The following is a 24141-nucleotide window of genomic DNA, read 5'->3' as shown; positions in this document are numbered from 1 at the left end:
TTCAGATCCCTGTCATCGTCACGCAGGCCATGGGGTAGAACCAAATGGTTCCCCACGAGCCCTGCGACTTTTTCTGCCGGAAGTTGGAGGAATACCGCTCAACCGCATGCGCGCGCATCTTCTCGGTGAACGCGGTGGTGACAGTTTCCTGCCCGTCCACAGCGTCAACAAAAAGCTGCATCATGGTTACGCTGGAGTGACCGCCGCTCAGAGTGGTTCCCGCTTCGGGTAGGGTCTCAATCTTGAGGTTGGGCAGGTTCTTCTTGAGCAGGTCGCTCAGAACAACCTGGAACTGGTTGGTGTAAAGCAGGCACTGTTGACGGTCGGTCGGGATAACCAGCGTCATCGGCGTTTCAAGCGTCAGATTACCACCCATCTGCACAGTGAGCTTCTGAAATGCCTTCAGAATGTCATTGTAAACAGCAATCGGGTCTGACGTATCCAGCCAAGTGTTACCGGCCACCGTGCCAGAGGCGGACAGCTTGGGCAGCGGCGCAATGGCTGCGGGCAGGTGAGGGTCGTTTAGCGCACCGTACAGTTCCAGACCAGAAACACCGAACAGGTTGATCAGGTTCTGGTTTTTGTTCAGTACGGAAATGGACGCCTCATTCTGCTGGTTTACCCAGTCGATCTTGGCCGCGCCCATGCGCTCGACCTCGCGCTCGCCCCACTTCGTCCACGTCTGATAGTGGAAGCTCTGGCGCTGGGGCCAGTTGGCGTTTGCTGAGGTTGTGCCAGCCGGACTGTAATCGTCATACGCCACAGCATAGCCGGACAGTTCGACCATCGGGAACTGCGCGGTGTCAGTCACCCAGTCGCCCTTTTTGGCGCTGCCGTAAATGCCCTCAGACTTGGTGGGCGTGATGATCGCCTTGATGATCTTCGGATCGGTATAGGTCGTGTAGATCGCGGGGATACCGCTGTTCGGCGCTGTAACGGGAAGGCCAGGCGGCAGCGCATCTGCTGCCATCTCGGAGAAATACCCCCGCACGCCGGGCATGATCACACCCCAATCCTGCGCAAGGCGGGGCGCGTCCTTACGGAACATGGTCATACTTGTAGTTCCTTATGCAGCCGCAACCGGGCCGGTGATGATGATGGGCGATCCAGCGGCATTGCCCTGCGAGACCTTCCACGCGGTTTCGATAGCCCCCGTAACGGTCGCGCCAGCGGTGCCGGTGCTGATGCTGCCATCGGTGGTGGAGGCAAACACGGACTGGCCGATGAGGGCCGGGGTGCTGGAGGTAGCGAACACGTCACCACCCTCTGCAAGCTGCGCCATGAAACCCTCGGGGATCATCATGGTGGCTTCTTGCAGGTAGGCCGTGGTCAGGCCCTGCTGGTCGGCATAGACGAAACCCTGCGGCGCGCCGTTCGGAACTGTCTGGGCCGTAATGACCACAGTGGGGGCGGACGTGTAGCCCGTGCCTGCGCTGACCACATTAATGCCGGTCACAACGCCAGCGGATACAACGGCAACAGCCGTAGCGCCAGTGCCACCACCACCAGTGAGGGAGACAATCGGCGCTGCCGAATAGCCCGTACCGCCATCGGAAACCGTGATGGACGCAACGCCCCCGGTGGCTTCCTGACTGGCGGTTGCCGTCACGTCCAAGGTCAGGCCCGTTCCGCTGCCGTTCGTCGTGGTAGCAACGCCCGTGGCAGTCGGGTCGGCGGTCTGGGCCGTGGTGGACTGGATGGTAACGCCAGTCACCGCACCGCTGCTGACGGTGGTAATGGTGGCTTTGAAGCCAGTGGCTTCCACCGTATCGCCCACGGCATAACCGGTGCCCCCAGCGTTCACCGCCAGAGCCGACACGGTGTAAACCGTAGCGGAAGACAGAACGGCGGTGGCAGTCGCGCCGGAACCGGCGGTGGCAGTCGGCGCGGCGTTGAGCAGCGTCACGCCGTCATTCTGCACCCACGCAAAGCGTGCAATGTTCAGGCCGCCCGCGCCAGCACGGAATCCGTTGGGTCCGGGGATAACGATGCGGCGGGGGTTCTCACTGGCCCAGCGACCGGGAAAGCCCGCTGCCCAAGTGTAGTTTACTTCGCTCTGAAAAGGCATTTGCCTGTTTCCTTACAGCTTACGGGGGGTAGCAATGCCCGACAGGACGCTACCTTGCGCGGGAGCGGAATCGGCGGCCATGACCGGATCAGGCCGCATCGCACCGATCTGCGCCTGCACCAGAGCCTTGAGCCCGGCCTCGTTCACGCCATCCAGACCAGACACGCCGCGCTCTTTCAGGGCGTAGCGCAGGATTTCCGGGGCGCTATCGAGGCCGTGGACTTCGCCCACCAGAGGAGAGACGAGACGGCGAGCTTCGGATGCGGCAGACGTGCGCGAACGCTCAGCCTGCACCGCAGCATCCACGGCCAGCTTGATGGCCTTGTCCTGAGCTTCAAGGCGCTTCTTTTCCTTTTCCTCGCCTTCCAGTTCAGCATTGGCTTTGCGGCCACCGGCTTCTTCGTTGCGCTTGCGCTCTTCTTCCGCTTCATCCTCGGCCTTTTTCTTGGCCTCGGCTTCGGCGGCTTCGTCAGCGGCCTTCTTTTCCGCCGCAGCCTTCTCGGCCTTTTCGCGCGCCTCTTTTTCTTCGGGCGTTTCGTCAAGCGCAGGATCATCGTCATCCATGCACTTCTTCACGTCCTCTTCGGACGCATCGAGTGCAAGGCGGCCAGACTTGAGAGCAGCAGCAACCTTGGCCGCTGCGGACATGGGCACACGTACGGCCATGCTCGTTTCCTTTTTGGGTGAAAGCGCGCTGTCGCCAATAATGGCGGTGGGCACGCGGGGGGTTTCAACAAGCGCCAGGTGGTTGAACCGAATGTTCACCATCTTGAGCGTGTAGGGCTGGCCGTTTACTTCGCCAGTTTCCGGCACGGCGTCGTATGCGTATCCGGCAGACACACAGCGCTTGGAGCCGTCCTGAATTGCCTTGATCGCATCCCCATCCCAGATAGAAAGCTCTCCGATTAGATCGGGTGCTTCAAACTGTGGGTTGATGACGGAGCCGACCGTAATCTCTCGCGGGTGGTCCTCGGCATTGATGGGCTGGTGAATGTCGAGGATGGGCTTACCGTTGATCGTCTCGGCGGCATCCCGCAGCGCGTCAGCATCGCGGTAAAGCTGATATATCTGATCTGGGTTCAGACCCAGCGCTTCCGCTCCGGGGATTTCCCGCCCATAGTAGGGCGACACCACGGCGGCACTCAGCACGCAGCGCTCAACAAACAGGTGCCCGTCCGCGTCTACGCGCCGCACAGAGCGGTCGAGCGCAAGCATTGTGTCAGTCATCGTCAAATCCCGGAATAATCACGGACCATGTGCATCGGCAGTTTGGATCTTCGCCGGGATGTATCCAGCGGCCGCCGATGTAAGCGCCCTTGATCAGATTGAAGCGAAGCCGGTCTTTCCCAGCCTTCACATGATCTGGCCTCGGGTGCTTCCCGCCTGATGAGTGCACCCAGATTGCCTCTTTCAGGCCTAGTTCAGTCTGCCGCGCTCGGTTGATAACGGACGTGGCTTTGTTGTTCTGGTCACGGGCGATGAACGCAGCCCTGCGGCGGCTAACCCCGTATTGCTTCTGAAGCGCCTCGCTCAGGCTGGACAGGTCGCGGCCACGCATCACCGACATATTGACCGCAGTCTCAATGCCTTTGAGGTGATCGTCAGACATGCCCTTGATCAGGTTGACGTTCTCGGCAATGGACCTGGCCACCATATCCTGCACGTAGCGCGTGGGCCTGAACTGCACTGTAAACCCGTTGCGCTTCAATTCGGCCTGAAACGAACTCTGCGTGTAAGTCTGGGCCGACTTCACAAACCGCTTGGCCATGTCGTCGGCTGCATCATCGAACTGCTTGCGCCACTTGGCCGTGAGTTGGTCCATGACCTTGACCAGCCGGGCCAGCGGGGATGCGTCCTGCGCTATCTGCGCCTCAGCGGCTTTGTACGCCTCGACGAGATCGCTCAGGACTTCCTTATGCATGCGTCGCAGCATAGCGTGCATGGCCTGGTAGTATTGCGCCTCGATCCCGGCGCTAGCCCGCACAGGGGCAATGCGCTTGCCCTGCGCTGACTGACACCGGAGTTGAACCACTAACCGCCCTCGCTTTCCTCGCCTTGCCTCAAGATGCCCTCAAGGCCCGCGCCATCATTTTCAGGGTCCGGCGGCTCAGGTGGCGGCCCGGCCAAACTGACATTGCGATAAATGCTCTGCGGATCTGCCGCCTGACGCTTGCGGGCTTCCTCGGGAGCGACAACGCCCGCCTGCACATTCACCGCATCCGTGTCGGTCTTGATCTTCTCAACCTCTGCCGCCTCTTTCTCAGAAAGCTGCCAGAGGTGAATGAATTCAAAATCAAGCCGCTCATCGATCTCGCCCCAAAGGTTGATCTGGGCCAGATTGAAGATGGCGCGAACGGTCGGGCCAACGTGTGCCTCCTGAAAGGCTGCAATCTCGTCGTAGAAAACCCGTATCTCACCCTCGCTGCTGGCATTCAGACCCTGGGGCTGGATGCCGAACAGCTTGACCAGAGGAATGCCCGGAATCCCGGCCATGAACTCCTGCGACTGCGCCTGTAGCTCCCCAAGACCGGAGAGCGGCGCTGTCTTTATGTCAAAGTCCTCGCTCTCCTTGTCGAGAACGAATGTGCCGTTGTTGCTCTGCCATGCATTCATGGCTGCAACGCGCCCCGTCACACTGTCCGCGTCTATGTCCCCATAGCTCATGCAGCCATCTGCCTGCATGTTCCCGGTCATGTCGGTTTTCAGAACCTTGGTGGCGAAGTTGCTCACCATGTCGGAAACTGACTGACGCGTGCGCAGGAAGTTGTGCACATAAGCCTCAAGCTGCTGGGTCAAGGCCAGACCACCGAAATTGAACGCGGGCTTGAGAATGTCCGGTACTTCAAACGGCACCACCGTCAACAGCCGCGTGTGGTGAACCAGAACACCCTGCACCCACCAGTTATCGGGCCGGTAGTAATTTTCCTTGAGGGGATTATCAGCGTTGTAAGTGTTGGGGTTTGTCCAGATCGGATCGACATTTACCAGCCGGTCAAGCGTTCCCTTGGCCAGCCCGTTCGCGTTGATCATGAGCGGGATATTCTGCCCTGTCGAGTTGAGCGCACGCCCCTTGATACCGATCCAGATATGCCCCAGGCCAAAGCCAAGCCCATGGCAGATCTGTCGGCGCACAACGTCACGCACCCGCAGGCGCTGGAACTCCTTTTCAAGCTCACGGATCTTGTCCGCTACTTCTGTGTCGTCTTCGTCCTCGTCCGTATCCGTGGAACGAAACTTGATCCACTCACGCGTGGCTTCCTTGGCAATGGTCTCCACCGGCTTGCGGAACTCAGCCCGCAGCATCATGGCGGCAAGGTCTGCATAGCCCTTGAAGTTCAACCCATCGGCAATGAAGTTGCTGACGATGTTGTAATTCGCCCCCATGTACGAGGACAGGGCGCTATCCATTGCCAACCCGGCCGTGCCATCCCCACGCACACCCTTGGGAGGTACATAAGGCGTGAACAGCCTGTCTGCGAGTGCCCGCAAAGTCTCTGGCGACTGGACCGAGAACCGAGGCAGAACGCGCCTCACCTTGGCAGCCACAACCGGCTCCACGCGCGCAGGAGCTGGCATAGGCTCCTGCTTGCGCTTGAACCAGTTGAGTAGCTTCATCTTCTTCCCTGTTGGGCTATTTTGTTGATTGCATCGGCGGTAAACTTCGGCATCCTGCGCCGGTTCTGAATGACCCCATCCAGAGCGTAGCGCAGCGCGTCTATCCAATGATTCCAGGCATCAGCGATGAGCGGCAGAACGTCTTCCGTTTTCCTGTCCACCTGGTACGAATACTTGCGGAATTCCTCGGCCAGACGCTTACACCGTTGGTGGACAACGATCCGTTTGAACGCCTTGAGCCGAGCGATACCATCCTCAACACTGCCCGGCCACTTGTCGGCGGCGCTAATCTTGAACCCGAAGCGGTTGGCCAGAAAGCTTATTGTCTCGGGTCGTGCTCCGTCAGCCTTCCACGGCCAGCGGTAGGCGTCTGGTATTTCTTCCAGAACCGCCGGGGTATCATCCAACTCAATCCCCACGCCGCCCGCCTCATAATCGACATAGAGGCAATCGTTCTGAATAAAGCACCGCACAGCAGCGGTGGGGTCTTTAGCAAAGCCCCAGTCTACGCCGTAGTAAAACCGTGTGCCTTCGGGCGCCATGAAGTCCTCAACAGACACTCGGTTCCGAAAGATAATGGCATCTGAAATGGTGATATAATCCCCTTCCCAGATATGCCCATATTCATCCGGCCGGGCACGCTGATCCTCGACGCGCTCAGTTGGTAGTGTGCCATCACCAAACCACGGGTTATCTGACCAGTTCGCCCGCACCGCAATGAGGTCAGAACGGTCAGAGCCGGGACCACGGAAAAAGTCGTCAATGGGGTCTTCTGGACTTGCCGGGTTCCAGCTTGCCCATATCTCCGAACCAGCCTTACGCATGGTTGGGCGCAGCATACGCCATGAATACGCACTAATAGACTGCGCTTCTTCAATCCACGCCCGGTCAAACCCTTCCAGCGACTTGATACTGTCCGCCGTGTGGTTCTGCATGCCTTGAAAGATGATCAGGCCGCCGCCTGGCGTTTTGATAAGCTGATCCTGCACATCGAACGATGCGTTTAGATTGAAACGGTTGATCTTATCCACGATCAACTGTTTCGAAGAGCGCTCGATAGATTTCTGCACCTCACGGATACAGACCGTGCGATGGCCCGGTATCCGCAGGTGCTCTTCTACGATGCACTCACCAAAAAAGTGAGACTTTCCAGAACCGCGCCCCCCATACGCGCCCTTGTATCGGCACGGTTCCAGCAGGGGCAAGAAAACCTCTGCTGTCGGGATTGAAAGCGCGGTCATTCGTTCTTTGCTGGTGGCCTGATTATGACGCGGCGAACCTCAGAAACCTGAACCGGGCCGCCATCTGGGCCGGTGTGTTCCTGCGTTATCTTGTCGCCGTAAACCTTGGGTGCGCGCTTGGACATAATCCACTTGAGGGTATCAACATGCAGGCGCTTGGCGGCGGCATCCTCAGCGGTTGCCGTGCGCGCAACATCGATTATTTCATCTTCAAACGCTTCGGCTGCTCGCGCGCGCGCCTGCGCGTACCTGCTCCGGAAATCGGCATACGCGCAGCTCTCCAGCCACTCAAATACCGTGCTTTGACCCGGCATGTGATCATCTCGGCATATAGAGCGGAGGCTTTCGCCTTCCATGAGCCTTGTGCAAATTTCGTCTTCAATGGCTAGCGAGAAAACAGATGGCCTGCCTGCTTTCATCTTCCTCACCATTACGCCCTCAAACGAAAAAAGCCACCCGAAGGTGGCTCTTGAACACACATCTTGCGACGATGATGTTTTTTATACTGGAAAGGGTACCCTCGTACAAGCTCTTTGTTCCCCGCGTCGATCACGCCTCTGGTTCGCGTAAAATTCAGCCAACTGTTCCAGAACCATGGCGCACTGAGCCGATACTTTCTTTCGGCCCAGGTCGGCGGAAATCGTCGGAAATAGACTGCTAGCCATTTTCCTGGACGATAGCTTTTCAACCAGCATGGCTTTCAACCGAACCTCAGTGCAGATCCCAAGAGCATGCCGCACGTCAAACAGTTGCCCAGCCGCATCGGCCCGCGTCATCAACCACGATAGATCATCATGCTTAATCTCTGCATTAGCTACGTAATTATCGGGGAACTCTTTGTATCCGTGATACGCGAAAATCCATGTCTGGTACCAGCGATCTGCGGCGTTCGCACAATCCTGGGTAATCTCTCCAGCCTTTAGCAGCGCGTCAACAATCGTTTGTTCACGCGCAGGCCTCCCACCGGAGAACATAGACTTAGCCGCGCGCTCTGGGGTGGGGCCGTTTTCCTCGCTATTAAGATAAGGCAAGTTAGTCATTTCTTTCGAGATCATACGTTAATGGAATCACGTTACGATCAAAATGTACAGGAAAAACTCTATCTTCTACGATTATCCCTTTCCCTTCGCATGATAGATTACCGCAGAGTTTTATGATTATGCGAGCACTTCATCTGGTAGAATAAAATTAACAGGAGGTTTTGTTGAAAAAACTACTACTCTCATGCTCTTCTTTTTTTTCTTTTTTAACAGTCACCGCCCACGCCGCCCCAGCAACCGATCTGCCTGATCAGATTGGCACTTGCGTTTTCACCCATGTAAAGTCTGTTGAAACTCGCCTGCAGGAAGCAGGAGGAAAACCTATCCCAGATTCAGGTTCAGCAATCAGTTTTGTAAATGGCGGCTACCAAGTTTCTTATGACCAAATCCCTGATGTTGATTCCTCTCAAGCAGGCGACAAGATTATGATGTGCTTGGCATCTGTCCCCGCCAATTGCCCCGCAGGGGACAGTAGAGGGAAAGTTTACACAACAACAAATTTTAGAACAGGACGCTCCTGGACTTTATCAAACTCAGAACATGACTGTGGTGGGGCTTAAACTTGAGAAAATAGATTAATGGCTGGCCCTCTGTCCCAGGAGCCAGCCCCCAATCCATAATGCCCATGACAACTCCGACACACCTCAAAAACTCTCCACGTTGCCCGCACAGCGCACCCTAATATCCAGACATATAGATTTACCGAGAAATGGCTTTCCATACACTCTCCACCAAACCTCGCGGCTCTTTGGGTGAATTGAAGCCCATGGCAGCAGCCAAAGACGCGGCGCGCTCCAAAACTTCGATCCTCTGCCGCGTCACGATCAGCAGTTCCCCCGACAGCCCTGGCAGTTCCCGCTTGAGGGCAGCGGCGAGGGCGCGACCGGTCAGCCCTTCGGCACCATCCGGCATCCATGCTCCAAACTTCCGAATGCGCTCATCCTCGGCCGTCTGGGCATGCAAACGAGCGGTTGCCTCAGCGACCTTCTTCCGTACAGCCTCACGGGCCTCTGGCGTTTTCGGCTCGCGGACAGGCTCCTCACGGGCCGTGCAGCGGGATACCATCCGCACACCGGCCAGCCGGGAGCGAAGCGGGGCAAGTTGGTCCTCCATGAACTCCACGAACTCGGCGGCAGCCGGGAAAAACTTGAACCGCCGCACGGCCAGCCTCAGCGTGTCGGGCGTCCACACGATGGCGGGCATTCCCTCGCAAGCCATGGCCACGGCCATCTTGCGCATCTGGAGCGCCTGCTCGTCCTGCGGGTTGACCACGGCAGCGTTCAGCATGTCGAGAAACCGGTCCACCTCCACGCCCAGCCGGGCATGCGGCATGGCCTCCATGGCCCGCTCAAGGTCGGGCAGGATGCGCTTGGCCTCGGCCACCACGGCGCCAGACGGCTGCGGCTTGGGCCCGAGTGAAATCACCAACCCCGGTGCGGCATCGCCACGGCGCAGGCGGTCCCGGCGCTCCTGCTCGGTTTCGGGCGGGCCAACACACTCAACGGCGCGGGTGTCGATGGCCCCAAGCAGGGCGTGACTGAGGGCCGGAACACGCTGCCCGGCGTAGTGCGAAATCTGGGTCATGCTACCGTCCTGTCGCCGTATTGGCGCTGCATCCGTTCGAACTGCTGGGAGAGCGGGGACTGTGGTTTGCCACTGGATGGCTTGGGGCCTCCTCGCTTTTCGGCATCCCTTCGGCACCAGCCCCGCCACGTGGCTGCCCAATCCAGCTTCACACCTCCAGCCCCAGCCTTGGCGCGCCAGAAGTCCGCAAACTGCGGGGCAATGTCCGTGGGGTTCAGCCCCAGACCGAGCGCAAAGGCCCGGTCAGCATCAGTTGGAGCCCAGTCGACGGGAAGGCGGGAGCCTCGTGGACTGAGCTTCGACCGCGCAGGGGGGCCACAGGGGGTATCCGAACGTAGTGAGGATATTATCTCTCTACTCTCTACTCTCTTACCTGCGACGAAACGTGTTTCATCCTGCGTTTCAGAAACTGTTTCATCGTTTGTTTCGTTCTGCGTTTCAGGATGTGTTTCGATATTCGCTTGCTTCCCGCCGTCTTTCTGTTTCGCACGCCATGCCTTAAGGCGTTCACGGTCAGATTCGCGCTTTTCATCGGACTTCAAGCGAAGGTCGAATTTATCCAGCGCAATCTCGCAAAGCTCTTTATGATAGAGCCTACCGTCAGAGCATTTCACAAAACCACGTAGAGCAATTTCTTTTGCCTTGGCCCAGCCTTTTTGGTCTGTCCCGAAGTCTGCCAGCATACCAAGTTCAATATCATCATCCGGCAAGCTCCCGCACGGAACTTGCGACCACGCTTCCCACCATAGTTTCATCGCGGCCATACCAGCGCGCGGATTTTTCGCGGCGGCCTGCATATAGCTGGAAGATCGGAAATACCTCATCCCGTAAAACGGCATGAAGTCATACCCACGCAGGTCGCAATCTGGAGGCGTTAAGGGCGCAGGTAAGCCAGTCATGCCATCACCATCCCTTTCAGAGGCACATCATGGCTCTCCAGAAAGAACAGCACGTCCTCCAGCGATCGACAAACGGCTACAGCGTGCCCTGCCCGCTTTAGGCGCTGGTGCATGTCCTTTTGGGGCTTACTCACGCTGCCGGTTGGCGTCTTGATCTCGATAAAGAACGAGCGCCCTTTGTGGTGAATCTCCATATCAGGAACGCCAGGGACGCACCCCCGCGCCTTGCGCCTCATGCCTTCACGCGGCCCCATCTGGCGGTTCTCCGTGCTCCACGCCACGGCCTCATCCGGCAGGATGAACTGCAAAGCCTTCCATATATGCGTGTGCAGCCGGTCCTCTTCGTGCTGTGCCATCGACCTACATCCCCAGGGCCCGACGATAAATATCCAGCAGGTTCTCCTGCTCTTCCACCTCTGCGGGCTCCTGCTTACGAATGCGGATGATTTGACGAAGCACTTTCACGTCAAAGCCAGCGCTCTTGGCCTCCGTGAAAATGTCCTTGATGTCGCCGGATAGGGCTTTGCGTTCCTCTTCCAGTCTCTCGACCCGGTCAATGATAGCGCGCAGGCGGTCGGCGGCAATTCCGCCTACTGCCGGATTATTGCTGTTATGGCCGAGTTCAGACATTTGCAATTTCTCCCCACTGCCTGGCCATTGCTTCGGCAATGCCTGCATAGGTTTCGCTCCGTAGTTTCCCGCGATTTTCAGAGGGCGGCATGTGATGAATGCGCGCTTCACGCCCTTCCACGATATTAGTTGGCTTTAGGGGCGGCAGCCCCTTGAGCCACAGACACGTTGCCTTGGTCTCTCCATGCCCGAACTGCCACGGCTGAATGATCTGGTCGGGCTTCCGCCATAGGCTGGACATAATGCAGACCGGGTTCTCTATGGCGATGCGCGGAATGTCCGCCTTGGCCAGCGTCATGAAGAACGAGACCGAAGCCTGCTGGCGGCCGTCCACCCGCTTTCCCGCAAAGTGGCGCGCCCCAGACACAGACAGATCCGTGCATGGAGGATGAAAGACTGCAATATCCCACGGATAATCCAGAACATCCCTCACATCGCCCTGGTAGTGCGGACCCGGCCTTTCGGTCGGGAGCAGATCGCAGGACATGGCATCATGGCCGCACGTAAGGAAAGCATCACGCACCCGCCCGCTGTATTCTCCACCGATCAGGACTTTCACCGGTTCATCCCCTTCCTAGCAGGTACGCACATAGGGCGAACGATGTAGCCCAGTGCATTGATAATGCTTTCTGGTATGTCGCGTTTTTGCGACAGGACTTCGGAAACTGTTGTTCGCGGAACACCAGCTTTGCGCGCCCATGCGCTTTGGCTGCCTTCCATCTGCACGGCGTCAGCGAGGCGGCTGCGGATTTCTTCAACGGGAAATGGGGTCATTCCACACCCTCCCCGTTGATTTCAACAGCCAGCTTTTTCGTTGTGTCGGCCACAACCTGAATTGCAATCACGCGCCGCCGCAACTCTTTGTACCCAAAGAGGAGGTCGCCGTTTACCTCTTGGAGCTGGGCGTTCTTTTCACGCAGTTCCTGTACCTCGGCCCAAAGACTTTTGCGCGTGAAGGCAAAGCCAATGACGCCAAAGCGCAACTCAACAAAGCCTTCGCCACGGTCAAAGCCGAATCCTCGCCATTTCAGAGTTTGGATTGCTGTAGGCATTTCCTTGTTTCTTCGACCATCTGGCCGACCCTCTGCTCCAGCTCTGGGCAGTCCGCCATCAGAACAATCAAGTCCTGCATGCGTGGCGCGTTCGTGCCGTAGAGCCAATTTTTGAAAGCCTTCACCGACCAGCCGCGTGCGCGTGACACCCGTTTGGCGGCATTGCGAAGATCCCCGTAACGCTGTTGCATCGCGGAGCTGACCGCTTCCGCGCAGGTTTCGTTCGAGGGAATTGGGGTGACATTTCGGGAAACATTTTCCCGAGAAATTTCCATCATCATTGTCCATTCTCCGTTTTGCGAGAAAGGGAGATTGGAGAAACAATGGAGAAGGAGACCGAATTTGGAACGGTGCAGTATGGCGGCCGGTATGCGCTGGACGTGCTGAATGCGTGCGACGCGATGCCTGCCGCCATGCACAATACTCCGTTCCTCTGGCAGTCTACTGTCAGAGCAGCGGAGCTATGGTCGTTCCTGCACCCGTACGCGACCATCCAGCAGCGCAAGGTACTGCTGGCGGAAGTCGCGCGTAAATTGGGGATTGAGGATGCAGTTACGGGCATGGGTTCGTGCGGGGGTTAGAAAGGAATTTCGTCGTCAAGCGACCGGTCATTCCACCCGGAGCGCCGATCAAGGCTGCGGTCATATCCCACACTGGAACTCGCGGCCTGCCCGCGCTGGCCATAGCCTGGATCAGCCGAGCGCGACTGGCCGCCTTCATCACCGCCGTTGCGGCTGTCCAGCAGGGTCAGCTCACCACGGAAACGGTCGATGATAACTTCGGTCGTAAAACGCTCCTGCCCGTCCTGGCCGGTCCATTTGCGGGTCTGGAGCGAGCCTTCCAGGTAAACCTTGCGGCCTTTGCGCAAAAAGCGTTCCGCCACATCGGCCAGACGTTCGTTAAAAATGACAACGCGGTGCCATTCCGTGCGCTCGCGGCGCTCGCCGGAACTCTTGTCGTTCCACACATCACTGGTCGCAACGGAGAAAGAGACGATTTTACCACCGTTCTGGCTGTTGCGGGCTTCCGGGTCTTTGCCCAGGTTGCCCACCAGTATGACTTTGTTGACGGAACCGCTCATGCTGCACCGCCATGCGTACGTGCGGCCCCCTCGGTAGGGGTGCGTTTGAGCAGCTTTGCTACTGCCGCACCAAATTTTTCGACGTGCTTATCAGGCACCCTTTTCCACTGACTCACCGCCGACTGCGTGACCCCGCAAGCCTCTGCGATTGCCTTGCCGCCCCCGCGTCGGGAAAGGACTTCCTCAAGGAGTGTTTCTCTCATGATGATGACCTTAAGTGGCTTAATGTTTGATTGCAAGCAAATTAAGGATGCTCCCTTCAAATCGGACTGCGACAATCTCTTATGAGCAAGAATCCACCTAAGCGCATCGAAGACCGAGACCCTAAGAAAGTAGCCTTTGGCATACGGGTCAGAACAATAAGAGAACAAAAAGGCTTCACACAGGCAGAGCTTGGGCGCATGATCGGCCTCTCGGAAAACTCTGTCGTCCAGTATGAGACTGGCAGAGCCGTGCCAAAAAGCTTGAATTTTGAACGGTTGGCGGAGGCTTTGGGGGTGTCATCTCGATATCTACTTACTGGCGATTCCCCAGAGGAAATAGCGAAGGCTCAAACCGCCCCTGAACTCCGAGCCCTCGAAATCCTTAGAGGAATTCCAGCCTCTCAGCAGAACGCCGCTGTTGACGCCCTGCAGGCCTTGGCGGCAGCGATAACCATGAAAAAATAAAAAACTTAAGCCGCTTAAATTTTCTCTTGCTCTATTTTACTTAAGCGCGTTAAGGATAGCTCACCAACCAATCAGGTGATGGGCTATGAACCAAAACACCCAATCAAAACCGGCACCACAGACGAAATCATTCATTGCAACGCAATGGACTCTGGGGGTTCTGTATAATCCTTTCGTGCAAATTGCGCTTGGCATTGCAACATGGACAATGCTGTTAGCCTACATCTTCCTTGCCAGAAGCGCACCAGCAGTGACCGCAGATCTGCTTAATGTCCTGTTCTGCACCCTGAATGTGGGGGCTGACCTGATCGGATTACCTCGGCTGCCTTACCTCTCCCCCTGATGCCCCCGCACTTCCCGGCTCGCGGGCCGGGTTTTGTGGCCGCATTGGCTGAATGTTTCCCACAAGGGAGTTTAGAAAATGGCAGAAAAAATCTTGAGCGCATACGAACGCGCTGTGGATGATGGGCTCTTTAACACCGATCGCGCTCCGGCATGGGCCGCGCGTGATGTTGGTGACCTGGAGGCCCGATGCGCAGAACTGGAGCGCACACGGAAAGGCTTTGAAACAAAGGCGTTCCCTGACGACGCAATCCGCGAAGAGCAGGTGCGGTGGCTGAACGAAAGCGTGGAAACGCTTGTCAGCTACGTGAATGATATTTGGGAGAAGGTCCAGCAGGAACATGACCTTTTACCGTTTACCCAGGCTGATCAGAAACACGATGAGCTGGAGGCTGCGGCGTGATGCTCACCGAACAGCAAAAAGAACATCTGACAAATATTGTCGTAACGGCAGCGCTGTGCCTGAGAGAGCAGAACATGACCTCAGGCAACGCATACTTCCTGCGTGACCTAGGGGAAAAACTGGACTCCAGCACGCGCCCTCCCCGTGCCCTGGTGTTTGATGCAGAGCTTATGAAGGCTCAGGAGGTGGTGGCGTGAGCGATCCCCTTCTCACTGCCGCCAACCGCATCCACGCGGATGTATTGCGCCCTGCCATAGCGGCATGGAGCCACTTCATTACGGCTATCCGTGAAGATGGGGCCAATACTGACGCATGTTTGCTGGAGCTTATCGGCGCAGCAGAAGAGCTGGAGAGCAAAGGCAAGCAGGCGGCTCAGCTTCTTCGTCCAGATCTGGCGCAGCGTATGGCAAGCGATGGCGTGACTGGGTTCCATTCAGAAAATTGGAAGGCCAGCCTCCGCGATAAGCCGCCAGAACCTTTCGTGACTGATGAAAAAGCATTGAAGGCTGCGCATCCGGAACTCTGGCAGCCCCAGCCTGACAAGTTCCAGACCAACGAAATGAAAAAACTTGCCCGGAAGAAAAGCCTTCCCGGTGTTTCCTTAACCAATGGCGGCGCACCCGTTCTGGTCGTTAGCGCCCGTAAGGATGGTTGATATGAGTAATTCCCTGACAACCCATTCATCTGTTTTGCAGCCAACGACTTTTCAGGAGTTGATGAGCTTTGCCAATATGGCGGCCGCATCCGACCTGATGCCCAAGGATTACCGCGGTAAGCCTGAAAACATCATGATTGCTGTGCAGATGGGTTCAGAACTTGGCTTGGCCCCTATGCAGGCTATCCAGAACATAGCCGTCATCAACGGACGCCCGAGCATTTGGGGCGATGCTATGCTTGCGTTGGTACGCGGGTCTGGGCTTTGCGGGTCGGTAAAGGAGTTTTTTGAGGGCGAAGGCGATAACTTTCAGGCCGTCTGCATAGTTCGGCGCAAAGATGGCGATGAAGTGCGTGGTGAGTTCAGCATAGCAGACGCCAAGAAAGCCTCCCTTTGGTCCAAACAAGGCCCATGGCAGCAATATCCGCGCCGGATGCTCCAGATGCGCGCCAGAGGATTTGCTTTACGTGATGCTTTCCCAGATGTGTTGCGCGGCCTTATCAGCGCCGATGAGGCTTCCGACATCCCTGCCGAAACCATTGACATAACACCACGCCAAGAGCGCATCGCCGAGCCAAGACCCATAGACCACCGCGCCATATTCAAAGGCCGCCTTGCTGGCTGCACAGATGCGACCTGCGCCGATGTACTCTGGCAGACATGGCAGCGTACTCTTGTTGCTGCTGAGCAGGCCGGGCGCCCTATCCCCGAAGACGTGCAATCCGATGTGAAGGACATGATTGCCGCCAAGCGTGCCGAGTTCGCGCAGGAGCACGCGGCCGCACCGGTTGATGAGGTGCCAGCATGATCCTCTTCTACGACACAGAAACAACCGGCCTTCCAGACCGGTTCGCCCCACTCAATTCTGACCGCCAGCCACGCTGTGTGCAGCTTGCTGCACTGTTGACTGACAGTTCTGGAAACGAACAATCCTGCGTTAATCTAGTTGTGCATCCGGATGGCTGGGCCATCCCGACAGAGGCTGCGGCTGTACACGGCATCACCACCGAGAAAGCTAAGGCAATTGGCATCAGAGAGGCTGTTGTTGCTGCAGCTTTCTATGACCTAAGCCGTAAGGCTGACCTACTAATTGCCCACAACGAGAAGTTTGACCGCCAGATTATCAACATCATGTTCGAGCGCCTGGGTCGCGGTTGGAAGCTGGATAGCCCGGCCTTCGACACGATGGAAGCTTCCGCACCAATCGTAAACCTGCCGCCGACACCAAGGATGATTGCTGCAGGCATCAACAAACCCAAAGCACCCAAGCTGGAGGAGTGCATCAAGCACTTCTTTGGGGAAAAGCTTGAGGGAGCACATGATGCGCTTGTCGATGTTCGCGCCTGCGCTCGTCTTTATTTCCACCTTCGCGCCGAAGGAGCTGCAGCATGACCACCCCCACAAACTGGCCTAACCCCGAGCGTATAAAATGGGCCGATCAAGCTAAAGAAGCTTTGTCGAAAATGGAAACGGACGAAGGATATTTTTCCTATGGGTCTGTCGTTTGGGACGCGTTACCTGCTGCGCATAGAGAGCAGCTTAAGCAATTGCTATACCAAGGCCCTGTATATGATGGGAATGTTATCAGTAAATCTGCCCGTGATGATCTTCTGAAATTAGGGCTGGCTGTCCGCTGTTGTTTCATGGGTGAGGATGGTTTTACGGCTGCCTCATACATCGCTTATAGCGTTGCGCAACAAGGGAAGGCTGAACCTTTCCCTGTTCGTAAAGGGTCACCAGCATGAATAAAAACAACTGGCCCAACCCAGAGCGGCCCGGCGTGCCGATGTTTCCTGAGCGGGATGGGTGGCACGCAATAGGTTTAACGATACAGCAAGTAAAATGGTGGGACGCCGCCAACAAATACTGGTGGGATTCCGAGAAGCGTTACTACTTGACGCTGGATGAAGTCGCATACCGCGTGCCTGAATATCGCTACATCGGCCCCATCATCCCCCCCACGCAAATAGCCGAGATGCTGGCGGGGGAGCGGGAGCGTGCTGCTAAGGAAGCGCAACGTGTAAGTGATAAATATTATCTCGAACATGAAAAGGAGCCTAACGGGTTTGCCCGGGAAAATTGCATCCAGCGCAGGCTCAGCGCGGCTGAGTGAGCCAAAGCAATCCGCAACCTAGGAGACGTGGTATGAGGACGAGAGAGGAGCAGACGCTAGAACTGGCCGTCCGATTGGCTTACCCGCTGCATTATGATGACGGTCATCTGCGCGAGGCCGGAGACATGATCCTCGAAGCCGAACGCCGGGCAGAACAGCGCGTGCGGGCGGAGATTGGGCGGGATAGTGAGCGGTTGGATTGGTTGGCTGATAATCAGTGCCAGTTTGAAAACCACGGACTAGGCGAGAGGCCTTTGCGCGTAGTCAACAACTGCATGGGCGATAAAATCGCGTCCAGTTATGACCTACGCGAAGCCATCGACGCAGCGCAGGATGTGGGGTGATGCCTGACTTAGAAAACATGAGCCTCAATCAGAGGCTAAACCGAATGGGTTACGCTCACGACATAACCCGGAAATTCAAAGGGCACGGTCTGATCTATCGGATCAGTGACGGCGAGCCCGTCGATCACATGGACTATCGGGCCGCGCTGGAATTTGTGAAGGGATTGGAGAACGCACGTGGATGAAACCCCAAATCTTCCTCACGAACAGGCAACCCTAAGAATTAAAACACGGGAACAGAAATGGGTTGTTCTGGATGTTGGGAATACTGAAATGTTGCTCAGTCGTGATCAGGCTTTGCGGATAAGTGATGCTTTGAAGGAAACTGCTTTGAGGGTGAAGGCATGACTGACCCAAGAACTGAAGCGGCTGCACGGGCGTTGTTCGGAGATAAAGTTGATGCCTTCAGCGGTGCGCGTGAATATCTCCTTGAGGAAGTCGGCAAAGCACTGGCAGCAGCAGACGCGGCGGCTTGGAGGCCGATGAGCGAAGCCCCCAAAGGCCGTACTCCCATTCTCGCCAAAACGGGTCCTGACATTTACCCTGAAAGCAGCAATCGCTCTGGATGGAATGGTCGTCATGTTGTCATTCAGCATGAGGGTATTCTGGATGATGGCTTCGATATGGGTTGGTCTGTTGCCGCACCCGTCGGATACGGCGGCATGCCTGGCGAGTGGTTCTTGGGCTGGCAACCTATTTCTGACTTTCCAGAAAGAGAGCCGCTGGCCGCCCCCGAAACCATAGCCATCCCAGAGGTACGCAACGACCGACCTATTCCGGGGAAGGAAGGGGTGGATGGGTGAGGTTCTACCTGACCTTATGACGCTGCCGGAGGTTCTGGAGCTGTTGCGAGGTGTTGTTGGGCGAACCTACCTGCTCCAGCATTTACGCGAACATCCCGAGTTTAACGGACAGCCAACACACCGGCGGATTGGCCGCAAGCTGGTCGTTCGTGCTGAAGATTACCCTCGCCTACTGGAAAGCCTAGAATGTCGCTCAAAGTCGTCAAGCGCAAAGGACGTGACACGCTCTACGTGCGCGGAACCGTCGGCGGACAAAGCATATATGAAAGCACAGGAACTCATAGCCCAAAGCAGGCGGAGGCTTTCAGAGCAAAGAGAGAAGCGGAGTTATGGCAGGAATCGGTCTATGGCAAGCGCGCGGTCATAACATTTGACCGAGCTGCTACAGCCTATCTTGCTGCAGAGTTAAGAAGCAACACAACCGTTACCCATATCGAAAGGCTACTTGGTCACTTCAGCGGGAGAAAGGTCGCCTCCATAAAACAACAGGATCTGGATGAAGCATATCGAAAGATATTGACTGCGGGGTCAGAAGCAAAGGCCGCCACAAAAATCAGAGCCATACTGACACCATTGCGGGCAATTCTTGAGTTCTCTGCGGTACGTGGCTGGTGCGACAAGCCAGCCTTTGAGCGCCCGAAAGTCGAGCACGTCCGTATGCAGTTCCTGCGCCCAGAAGAAGCCACTGCACTTGTTAATGAGGCAGCCCCACATATCCGCCCCCTACTCGTCTTTCTAATAGCGACCGGCGCTCGAATGTCAGAGGCGCTTGAGTTGGAATGGCAGGACGTTGACCTTGAAGGGGCTCGGGCTGTGGTATGGCAGAAGCAAGGGAATGAACGACACATCGATCTGCCGACTGTTGTCGTCATCGCTTTACGGGGCATACCGTGGCGCAATGGGAGAGTCTTTCGTCCGGTCGTTAAGAGGCGTGACTGGCAAGGGATAACGCGCTGGGTTGTCGGAGAGGCTTATCACGATACAAACCGCACCGGGGGTGGCCAGATCAAAAGTGCATGGGCTGCAGCTTGTAAGAGAGCCGGATTGCCAGGTCACGAGCGCGTTTTGACCCCCAAAGGGGAAAAGTGGCCGAAAAAGGCATTTATTCCTGCTTTATCCCCCCATTGTCTGCGCCATACGTTTGCCACCTGGCACTATTGTGCTCACCGTGACCTGATAAAGCTAAAGGAGGATGGCGGCTGGCAGACCATAACCATGGTCACACGCTACGCTAAGAAAATGCCAGATCACTACCGAGATCAGATCAGGGAATGGTGGGCATACGATGACTGGCCAGATATCCAGAAATGTGTGCCATATCCGGGCCAACCAACCAAAGAAGAAGAATAAATGTTTAAAAACAAATGCTTGTTCAATATCAGCATCGCCTTCACACGGCGGGGGTCACAGGTTCAATCCCTGTCGCACCCACCACGATAAAACGCAGATTTATGCGGGTTTTACGTGGTTCCCGGTTATTCCCAAAAAAACATATTGCTTCGCATCAATAGGTTCCAAGTTAAATCCGTGCGATTTCTTGCCTTTTGCGCCCGGCCCTCGTGCACACTCACGTTATGATGGGCACACTTGGGATATAAAATAGTCATTGCCGCAGCCCTGAAAGAAGGGACACCTTTCCTCCATCGGAAAATATACTGAGAAGGCGCGGTTTATTCCTTGTCTCTGGCGTGTGTGACGCGCGCAAACGCCATATGAGCAACGCAGAACTCATAATAAATAAAGAAAAGCCCAATGGGGAAAAATCCGCCGTTCACACCACCCGTTCCGGCACCCTGATCACAGTCCCTGTGCTCCCCACCAAAAAGAAGACTGCTCCACCCACACAGCACAAGCGGCCCCTGGTCATGTGTGGGTTAACGGTCACAGTCTTTTACACACATTAAATATTCAGGGAACTTCCAGCACTTCCATCTCTTTCCATGCTGAAGACGCGTTCAATTTCTTAATAAATACTTTCAATTTATTTAAAACTCATGAACGCGACAGCCATTTTCAGCACGGATTTCGGTTTTTCGTGCCCAGAACGGAGTGCATGATGCCAGCTTCCCCTGCCGCACCTGCGGTTTCTGCCGCTACTTCGCCCCCTGCTGCCAACACCGCACCAGCAAAAGCAACGTCCACAACACTGGACAGTGCCGCGATAGAAAAAAAATTTGCTGATCTGAAAAGCTCCCCCACAGGGCTGACATCAGCCGATGCCAAAGCCCGCCTTGCGCATGACGGCCCCAATGCCATTCAGGCCCATGAAGAAAGCCGGTGGAAAAAGCTGCTGGGATATTTCTGGGGGCCAATCCCGTGGATGATTGAACTGGCTGCGCTCATTTCCTTCCTGCGGCAGGACTGGCCAGACTTTATCGTTATTTCCGGGCTGTTGCTCTACAATGCAGCCGTAGGCTTCTGGCAGGACAACAAGGCCGCCAACGCTCTGGCAGCGCTAAAGAAAGGGCTAGCCCTCAAAGCCTCTGCCTGTCGCGATGGCCACTGGGTGCCGGTGGATGCCGCAACCCTTGTTGCGGGCGATGTCGTCACCGTTGCTGCAGGGGAGATTGTTCCTGCCGATCTGCTGCTGGTTTCTGGCAAATATCTTTCGGTGGATCAGGCCGCTTTGACAGGGGAATCCCTGCCTGTTTCCAAACGTATTGGAGATGGTGCCTACTCTGGCTCCATCGCACGCCAAGGCTCCATGACCGGGCTTGTTGTCGCTACGGGCAACAATACGTTCTTCGGCCGCACAGCCAAGCTGGTTGCCTCTGCTGGCAGCAAGTCCCATGCCGAGCAGGCCGTGCTGCGTATTGGTGACTTCCTGATCATCCTTGCGGCTGCCCTGGCCGTGGTGCTGATCGGCGCCCAGCTCTGGCGTGATCTGGCGTCCGGCGCTGGCTGGCATTGGAGCGAGGCCGGAGCCATTGCCCAGTTCGTGCTTGTTCTGCTGGTGGCCTCTGTCCCGGTTGCCATGCCTGCTGTCATGTCCGTCACCATGGCGCTGGGGGCTTTGGCGCTATCACGCCAGAAAGCCATTGTCTCGCGCCTGTCTGCCATTGAGGAACTGGCCGGGGTCGATATCCTGTGCTCCGATAAAACAGGCACGCTCACCCAGAACAAGCTGACCCTTCAGGCGCCCATTCCCTTTGGCACCACCACAGCAGATGATCTGGTAACGGGCGCAGCGCTGGCAACCCAGAAGCAAAGCACGGATGCCATCGACATTGCCGTGCTGAAGGCCCTGCCCAACACCACAGTGCTGGACAGCTACAAGCCGCTCGACTTTGTGCCCTTTGACCCTGTGAACAAAAAAACCGTTGGTATTGTGCAGGCTGCCAACGGGCAGGAACTGCGCTTTGCCAAGGGTGCCCCGCAGGTTATTGCCGCACTCTGTGGCATGGGGGAATACGCCTCTGGCCCCCAGCATACTGACGAAGCCACTGCATTTTTTGGCAAGGTGGATGAGCTGGCCAGCCATGGTACCCGTGCCCTGGGTGTCGCCAAGTCAGCCGATAGCGGCAAGACATGGACATTGCTGGGCCTGCTGGCCCTGCTGGACCCGCCCCGCCCGGACGCCAAGCAGACCATTGCCGAAGCCACCAAACTGGGCCTGTCGGTCAAGATGGTGACAGGCGACGATGTGGCTATTGGCTCGGAAATTGCCCATCAGCTCGGCTTGGGTGAACACCTGCGCAAAGCCAGCGACATCTTTACCAAAAATACCGACCCCAACCACATTCCGCTTGATACTGCCCGCGCGGTGGAAGCCTCCGACGGGTTTGGCCGCGTGTTCCCCGAGCATAAGTTTGAAATCGTCAAAGCCCTTCAGGAACTCGGCCATATCGTCGCCATGACAGGCGATGGCGTGAACGACGCCCCCGCCCTTAAACAGGCTGATTGCGGCGTGGCTGTCAGCGGAGCGACCGATGCCGCGCGCTCGGCGGCTGCATTGGTGCTGACCGCACCGGGCCTGTCCACCATTGTGAACGCCATTACCGAAGCCCGCGCCATTTTCGAGCGGATTACGTCTTACGTGTACTATCGTATTGCCATGACGATCGACATCATGTTCGTGGTGGTTCTGTCCTACCTTGTGTTTGGTTTCCAGCCCCTGACCGCCATCATGATTGTGGTGCTGGCCCTGCTGGATGACATCCCGATCATGACCATTGCGTACGACAACGTACGCACCGCAGCCACGCCGGTACGCTGGAACATGCACCGGATTATCTCCTTCTCCTCCATTATGGGCCTTGCCGCCTTGGCACAGAGCTTCGGGCTGATCCTGCTGGGTATTTACTGGATGCATAGCCCAGACCTTATGCAGATTATTCCCCTCAACCCGCACCACCTGCAAACCATGCTGTTCCTACAGCTTGCCGCTGGGGGCCACCTGCTGCTGTTTGTCGTGCGCACCCGCACAACCCTGTTCCGCCCCCCCTTCCCCAGCCTACCACTGCTGCTGGCAGTGCTTGGTACGCAGATTGTGGCCGTGCTGCTGTGTGCCTATGGCATTCTGGTCCCTGCCCTGTCCTGGCCGCTGATTGGCATGGTCTGGGCCTATGTGCTGGTATGGATGGTGGTCATGGACGGTGTGAAACTGCTCTACAACGCCGCCATGACCCGGCGTGAGAAAAACAGTACCGCCCTGACACGCCCCATCGCCCAGAGCTGACAGCCCGATACTTCTGATTGCCGACAAAGGAAAAACTCATGGACCTTCGCCATTCTCTGGTTGTCAAACCCGGCAGCCGTATCAAACTGAAGCACCTTGATGCGGCCTCGACCGGCACGTGCAAGTCCTCCACTGAAGCAGAGCAGGAAACCGCCAAGAACAGAATTCACCTTGGCGAACTCCAGCAGAAACTCTACGGCGAGAAAAAACACGCCCTGCTGATTGTTCTGCAAGGGATAGATGCCGCGGGCAAGGATGGCATCTGCTGGCATGTCATGCAGGCCATGAACCCACAGGGCACGTATGTTCATGGCTTTAAACAGCCCACAGAAGAAGAAAAACTGCATGACTTCCTGTGGCGTATCCACCCCCACACGCCGGGACTTGGGCAGATCGGTGTTTTCAACCGCTCACACTACGAGGATGTGCTGGTCGTGCGTGTGCACGACCTTGTACCGAAGAAGGTATGGTCAAAACGTTATGACCTGATCAACGATTATGAGAAAATGTTGACAGCCCATAACGTGACCATTCTGAAATTCTTCCTCTACATTTCCCCCGAGGAGCAGCTTGAGCGCTTCCGCCAGCGGCTGGATGACCCGGCCCGACAGTGGAAAATCAGTGAGTCCGACTATAAGGAACGCGCCCTGTGGGACCAGTATCTTGAAGCCTTTGAGGACATGCTGGAAAAATGCTCCACCAAGGATGCCCCGTGGTATGTCATTCCTTCCAACCACAAGTGGTTCCGTAATCTGGCTGTTTCAAACATCATCAGAAAAACGCTGGAAGATATGAACATGCATCTGCCAGCACCGATGGTTGACCTTGAAAAAATCCGTCAGGAATATCACAGCGCCAAGACAGACCCTGTATAAAGGGCGCGGTCGAGGGCGGGCTGTCACGCCCGCCTTTTTTAACCACAACA

At 56.6% G+C, this 24141-nt stretch carries 34 protein-coding genes; 17 read left to right on the top strand and 17 right to left on the bottom strand.

Annotated features, from left to right (window positions below; all coding sequences use genetic code 11):
- Nucleotide 1 precedes the first annotated feature (1 nt).
- From FLP30_RS08970 to FLP30_RS08935, 8 genes are all read right to left on the bottom strand, one after another.
- A complete protein-coding gene (locus tag FLP30_RS08970; protein WP_149279523.1) occupies nucleotides 2–1054 on the bottom strand; it encodes a DUF2184 domain-containing protein in 1053 nt (350 codons plus the stop codon).
- Nucleotides 1055–1066: 12 nt separating this feature from the next.
- Nucleotides 1067–2068 (bottom strand): gp53 minor capsid family protein, encoded by a 1002-nt coding sequence (locus FLP30_RS08965; protein ID WP_149279522.1) that lies wholly within the window; start codon nucleotides 2066–2068, stop codon nucleotides 1067–1069.
- A 12-nt stretch (nucleotides 2069–2080) separates the two neighbouring features.
- Complete coding sequence (locus FLP30_RS08960; protein WP_149279521.1) at nucleotides 2081–3295, bottom strand: DUF2213 domain-containing protein; 1215 nt, start codon at nucleotides 3293–3295, stop codon at nucleotides 2081–2083.
- Complete coding sequence (locus FLP30_RS08955) at nucleotides 3288–4001, bottom strand: phage head morphogenesis protein (protein WP_168200077.1); 714 nt, start codon at nucleotides 3999–4001, stop codon at nucleotides 3288–3290. Before FLP30_RS08955 ends, FLP30_RS08960 begins: the two co-directional genes overlap by 8 nt.
- 98 nt (nucleotides 4002–4099) lie before the next feature.
- Complete coding sequence (locus tag FLP30_RS08950) at nucleotides 4100–5683, bottom strand: phage portal protein (protein ID WP_149279519.1); 1584 nt, start codon at nucleotides 5681–5683, stop codon at nucleotides 4100–4102.
- Nucleotides 5680–6924 carry a PBSX family phage terminase large subunit gene (locus FLP30_RS08945; RefSeq protein ID WP_149279518.1) on the bottom strand — a complete coding sequence of 415 codons (1245 nt, stop codon included), beginning with the start codon at nucleotides 6922–6924 and terminating at the stop codon, nucleotides 5680–5682. The genes FLP30_RS08950 and FLP30_RS08945 overlap by 4 nt, the downstream gene beginning before the upstream one ends.
- On the bottom strand, nucleotides 6921–7343 hold the full coding sequence (locus FLP30_RS08940) for a terminase small subunit-like protein (RefSeq protein ID WP_210419264.1): 423 nt from the start codon (nucleotides 7341–7343) through the stop codon (nucleotides 6921–6923). Before FLP30_RS08940 ends, FLP30_RS08945 begins: the two co-directional genes overlap by 4 nt.
- Nucleotides 7344–7424: 81 nt before the next feature.
- Nucleotides 7425–7979: a hypothetical protein gene (locus FLP30_RS08935; protein ID WP_149279516.1), complete on the bottom strand. Its 555-nt coding sequence runs from the start codon at nucleotides 7977–7979 to the stop codon at nucleotides 7425–7427.
- Between the two features lie 149 nt (nucleotides 7980–8128).
- On the opposite strand from FLP30_RS08935, the gene FLP30_RS08930 reads away from it, so the two are divergent.
- Complete coding sequence (locus tag FLP30_RS08930; protein WP_149279515.1) at nucleotides 8129–8524, top strand: hypothetical protein; 396 nt, start codon at nucleotides 8129–8131, stop codon at nucleotides 8522–8524.
- A gap of 139 nt (nucleotides 8525–8663) precedes the next feature.
- Here FLP30_RS08930 and FLP30_RS08925 read toward each other — a convergent pair whose 3' ends face one another.
- From FLP30_RS08925 to FLP30_RS08890, 8 genes are read right to left on the bottom strand one after another with little or no spacing between them, the layout of a single operon-like run.
- Nucleotides 8664–9548, bottom strand: coding sequence for a hypothetical protein (locus FLP30_RS08925; RefSeq protein ID WP_149279514.1), 885 nt, complete (start codon nucleotides 9546–9548; stop codon nucleotides 8664–8666).
- Nucleotides 9545–10447: a DUF1376 domain-containing protein gene (locus FLP30_RS08920; protein ID WP_149279513.1), complete on the bottom strand. Its 903-nt coding sequence runs from the start codon at nucleotides 10445–10447 to the stop codon at nucleotides 9545–9547. The genes FLP30_RS08925 and FLP30_RS08920 overlap by 4 nt, the downstream gene beginning before the upstream one ends.
- Entirely contained in the window at nucleotides 10444–10803 is a 360-nt protein-coding gene (locus FLP30_RS08915; protein WP_149279512.1) for a VRR-NUC domain-containing protein, read from the bottom strand. Before FLP30_RS08915 ends, FLP30_RS08920 begins: the two co-directional genes overlap by 4 nt.
- Before the next feature lie 4 nt (nucleotides 10804–10807).
- Nucleotides 10808–11077 carry a DUF2312 domain-containing protein gene (locus FLP30_RS08910; protein WP_149279511.1) on the bottom strand — a complete coding sequence of 90 codons (270 nt, stop codon included), beginning with the start codon at nucleotides 11075–11077 and terminating at the stop codon, nucleotides 10808–10810.
- Nucleotides 11070–11636, bottom strand: coding sequence for a DNA cytosine methyltransferase (locus tag FLP30_RS08905; RefSeq protein ID WP_149279510.1), 567 nt, complete (start codon nucleotides 11634–11636; stop codon nucleotides 11070–11072). The genes FLP30_RS08910 and FLP30_RS08905 overlap by 8 nt, the downstream gene beginning before the upstream one ends.
- Nucleotides 11633–11851: a helix-turn-helix domain-containing protein gene (locus FLP30_RS08900; protein ID WP_246856481.1), complete on the bottom strand. Its 219-nt coding sequence runs from the start codon at nucleotides 11849–11851 to the stop codon at nucleotides 11633–11635. The genes FLP30_RS08905 and FLP30_RS08900 overlap by 4 nt, the downstream gene beginning before the upstream one ends.
- Complete coding sequence (locus FLP30_RS08895; protein WP_149279509.1) at nucleotides 11848–12129, bottom strand: hypothetical protein; 282 nt, start codon at nucleotides 12127–12129, stop codon at nucleotides 11848–11850. Before FLP30_RS08895 ends, FLP30_RS08900 begins: the two co-directional genes overlap by 4 nt.
- On the bottom strand, nucleotides 12105–12410 hold the full coding sequence (locus FLP30_RS08890; protein WP_149279508.1) for a hypothetical protein: 306 nt from the start codon (nucleotides 12408–12410) through the stop codon (nucleotides 12105–12107). The genes FLP30_RS08895 and FLP30_RS08890 overlap by 25 nt, the downstream gene beginning before the upstream one ends.
- 42 nt (nucleotides 12411–12452) lie before the next feature.
- Here FLP30_RS08890 and FLP30_RS08885 point away from each other — a divergent pair, with 42 nt between their 5' ends.
- Nucleotides 12453–12710, top strand: coding sequence for a hypothetical protein (locus tag FLP30_RS08885; protein ID WP_149279507.1), 258 nt, complete (start codon nucleotides 12453–12455; stop codon nucleotides 12708–12710).
- Here the strand turns inward: FLP30_RS08885 and ssb are convergent.
- On the bottom strand, nucleotides 12707–13210 hold the full coding sequence (gene ssb, locus FLP30_RS08880; protein WP_149279506.1) for a single-stranded DNA-binding protein: 504 nt from the start codon (nucleotides 13208–13210) through the stop codon (nucleotides 12707–12709). The two genes, FLP30_RS08885 and ssb, sit on opposite strands and share 4 nt — an antisense overlap.
- 284 nt (nucleotides 13211–13494) lie before the next feature.
- On the opposite strand from ssb, the gene FLP30_RS08875 reads away from it, so the two are divergent.
- The 15 genes from FLP30_RS08875 (at nucleotide 13495) to FLP30_RS08810 (ending at nucleotide 24091) form a co-directional block, all read left to right on the top strand.
- Complete coding sequence (locus tag FLP30_RS08875; protein WP_149279505.1) at nucleotides 13495–13878, top strand: helix-turn-helix domain-containing protein; 384 nt, start codon at nucleotides 13495–13497, stop codon at nucleotides 13876–13878.
- An 85-nt stretch (nucleotides 13879–13963) separates the two neighbouring features.
- Nucleotides 13964–14221 (top strand): hypothetical protein, encoded by a 258-nt coding sequence (locus FLP30_RS08870; protein WP_149279504.1) that lies wholly within the window; start codon nucleotides 13964–13966, stop codon nucleotides 14219–14221.
- Between the two features lie 78 nt (nucleotides 14222–14299).
- Nucleotides 14300–14623: a hypothetical protein gene (locus tag FLP30_RS08865; RefSeq protein ID WP_149279503.1), complete on the top strand. Its 324-nt coding sequence runs from the start codon at nucleotides 14300–14302 to the stop codon at nucleotides 14621–14623.
- Nucleotides 14620–14820, top strand: a complete 201-nt coding sequence (locus tag FLP30_RS08860; RefSeq protein WP_149279502.1) for a hypothetical protein — start codon at nucleotides 14620–14622, stop codon at nucleotides 14818–14820. The genes FLP30_RS08865 and FLP30_RS08860 overlap by 4 nt, the downstream gene beginning before the upstream one ends.
- Complete coding sequence (locus FLP30_RS08855; RefSeq protein WP_149279501.1) at nucleotides 14817–15278, top strand: hypothetical protein; 462 nt, start codon at nucleotides 14817–14819, stop codon at nucleotides 15276–15278. Before FLP30_RS08860 ends, FLP30_RS08855 begins: the two co-directional genes overlap by 4 nt.
- Before the next feature lies 1 nt (nucleotide 15279).
- A complete protein-coding gene (locus tag FLP30_RS08850; protein ID WP_149279500.1) occupies nucleotides 15280–16086 on the top strand; it encodes a recombinase RecT in 807 nt (268 codons plus the stop codon).
- The gene (locus tag FLP30_RS08845) at nucleotides 16083–16670 is read left to right on the top strand and encodes a 3'-5' exonuclease (RefSeq protein WP_149279499.1); all 588 of its coding nucleotides are present in this window, start codon (nucleotides 16083–16085) and stop codon (nucleotides 16668–16670) included. The genes FLP30_RS08850 and FLP30_RS08845 overlap by 4 nt, the downstream gene beginning before the upstream one ends.
- Nucleotides 16667–17023, top strand: a complete 357-nt coding sequence (locus FLP30_RS08840; protein WP_149279498.1) for a hypothetical protein — start codon at nucleotides 16667–16669, stop codon at nucleotides 17021–17023. The genes FLP30_RS08845 and FLP30_RS08840 overlap by 4 nt, the downstream gene beginning before the upstream one ends.
- Nucleotides 17020–17391, top strand: a complete 372-nt coding sequence (locus FLP30_RS08835) for a hypothetical protein (protein WP_149279497.1) — start codon at nucleotides 17020–17022, stop codon at nucleotides 17389–17391. Before FLP30_RS08840 ends, FLP30_RS08835 begins: the two co-directional genes overlap by 4 nt.
- A 32-nt stretch (nucleotides 17392–17423) precedes the next feature.
- The gene (locus tag FLP30_RS08830) at nucleotides 17424–17735 is read left to right on the top strand and encodes a hypothetical protein (RefSeq protein ID WP_149279496.1); all 312 of its coding nucleotides are present in this window, start codon (nucleotides 17424–17426) and stop codon (nucleotides 17733–17735) included.
- Between the two features lie 177 nt (nucleotides 17736–17912).
- Nucleotides 17913–18083, top strand: a complete 171-nt coding sequence (locus FLP30_RS14095) for a hypothetical protein (RefSeq protein WP_168200076.1) — start codon at nucleotides 17913–17915, stop codon at nucleotides 18081–18083.
- A complete protein-coding gene (locus tag FLP30_RS08825; RefSeq protein ID WP_149279495.1) occupies nucleotides 18080–18538 on the top strand; it encodes a hypothetical protein in 459 nt (152 codons plus the stop codon). The genes FLP30_RS14095 and FLP30_RS08825 overlap by 4 nt, the downstream gene beginning before the upstream one ends.
- A gap of 186 nt (nucleotides 18539–18724) precedes the next feature.
- Complete coding sequence (locus FLP30_RS08820; RefSeq protein ID WP_149279494.1) at nucleotides 18725–19888, top strand: tyrosine-type recombinase/integrase; 1164 nt, start codon at nucleotides 18725–18727, stop codon at nucleotides 19886–19888.
- Nucleotides 19889–20591: 703 nt separating this feature from the next.
- Complete coding sequence (locus FLP30_RS08815) at nucleotides 20592–23216, top strand: plasma-membrane proton-efflux P-type ATPase (RefSeq protein WP_149279493.1); 2625 nt, start codon at nucleotides 20592–20594, stop codon at nucleotides 23214–23216.
- Between the two features lie 38 nt (nucleotides 23217–23254).
- Nucleotides 23255–24091 carry a polyphosphate kinase 2 family protein gene (locus tag FLP30_RS08810; RefSeq protein ID WP_149279492.1) on the top strand — a complete coding sequence of 279 codons (837 nt, stop codon included), beginning with the start codon at nucleotides 23255–23257 and terminating at the stop codon, nucleotides 24089–24091.
- Nucleotides 24092–24141 lie beyond the last annotated feature (50 nt).

It is taken from the genome of Acetobacter vaccinii (assembly GCF_008365315.1).
Lineage (GTDB): Bacteria > Pseudomonadota > Alphaproteobacteria > Acetobacterales > Acetobacteraceae > Acetobacter > Acetobacter vaccinii.
The sequence above is the reverse complement of the archived record's forward strand: the minus strand, read 5'-3'. Positions and strand labels throughout refer to the sequence as shown.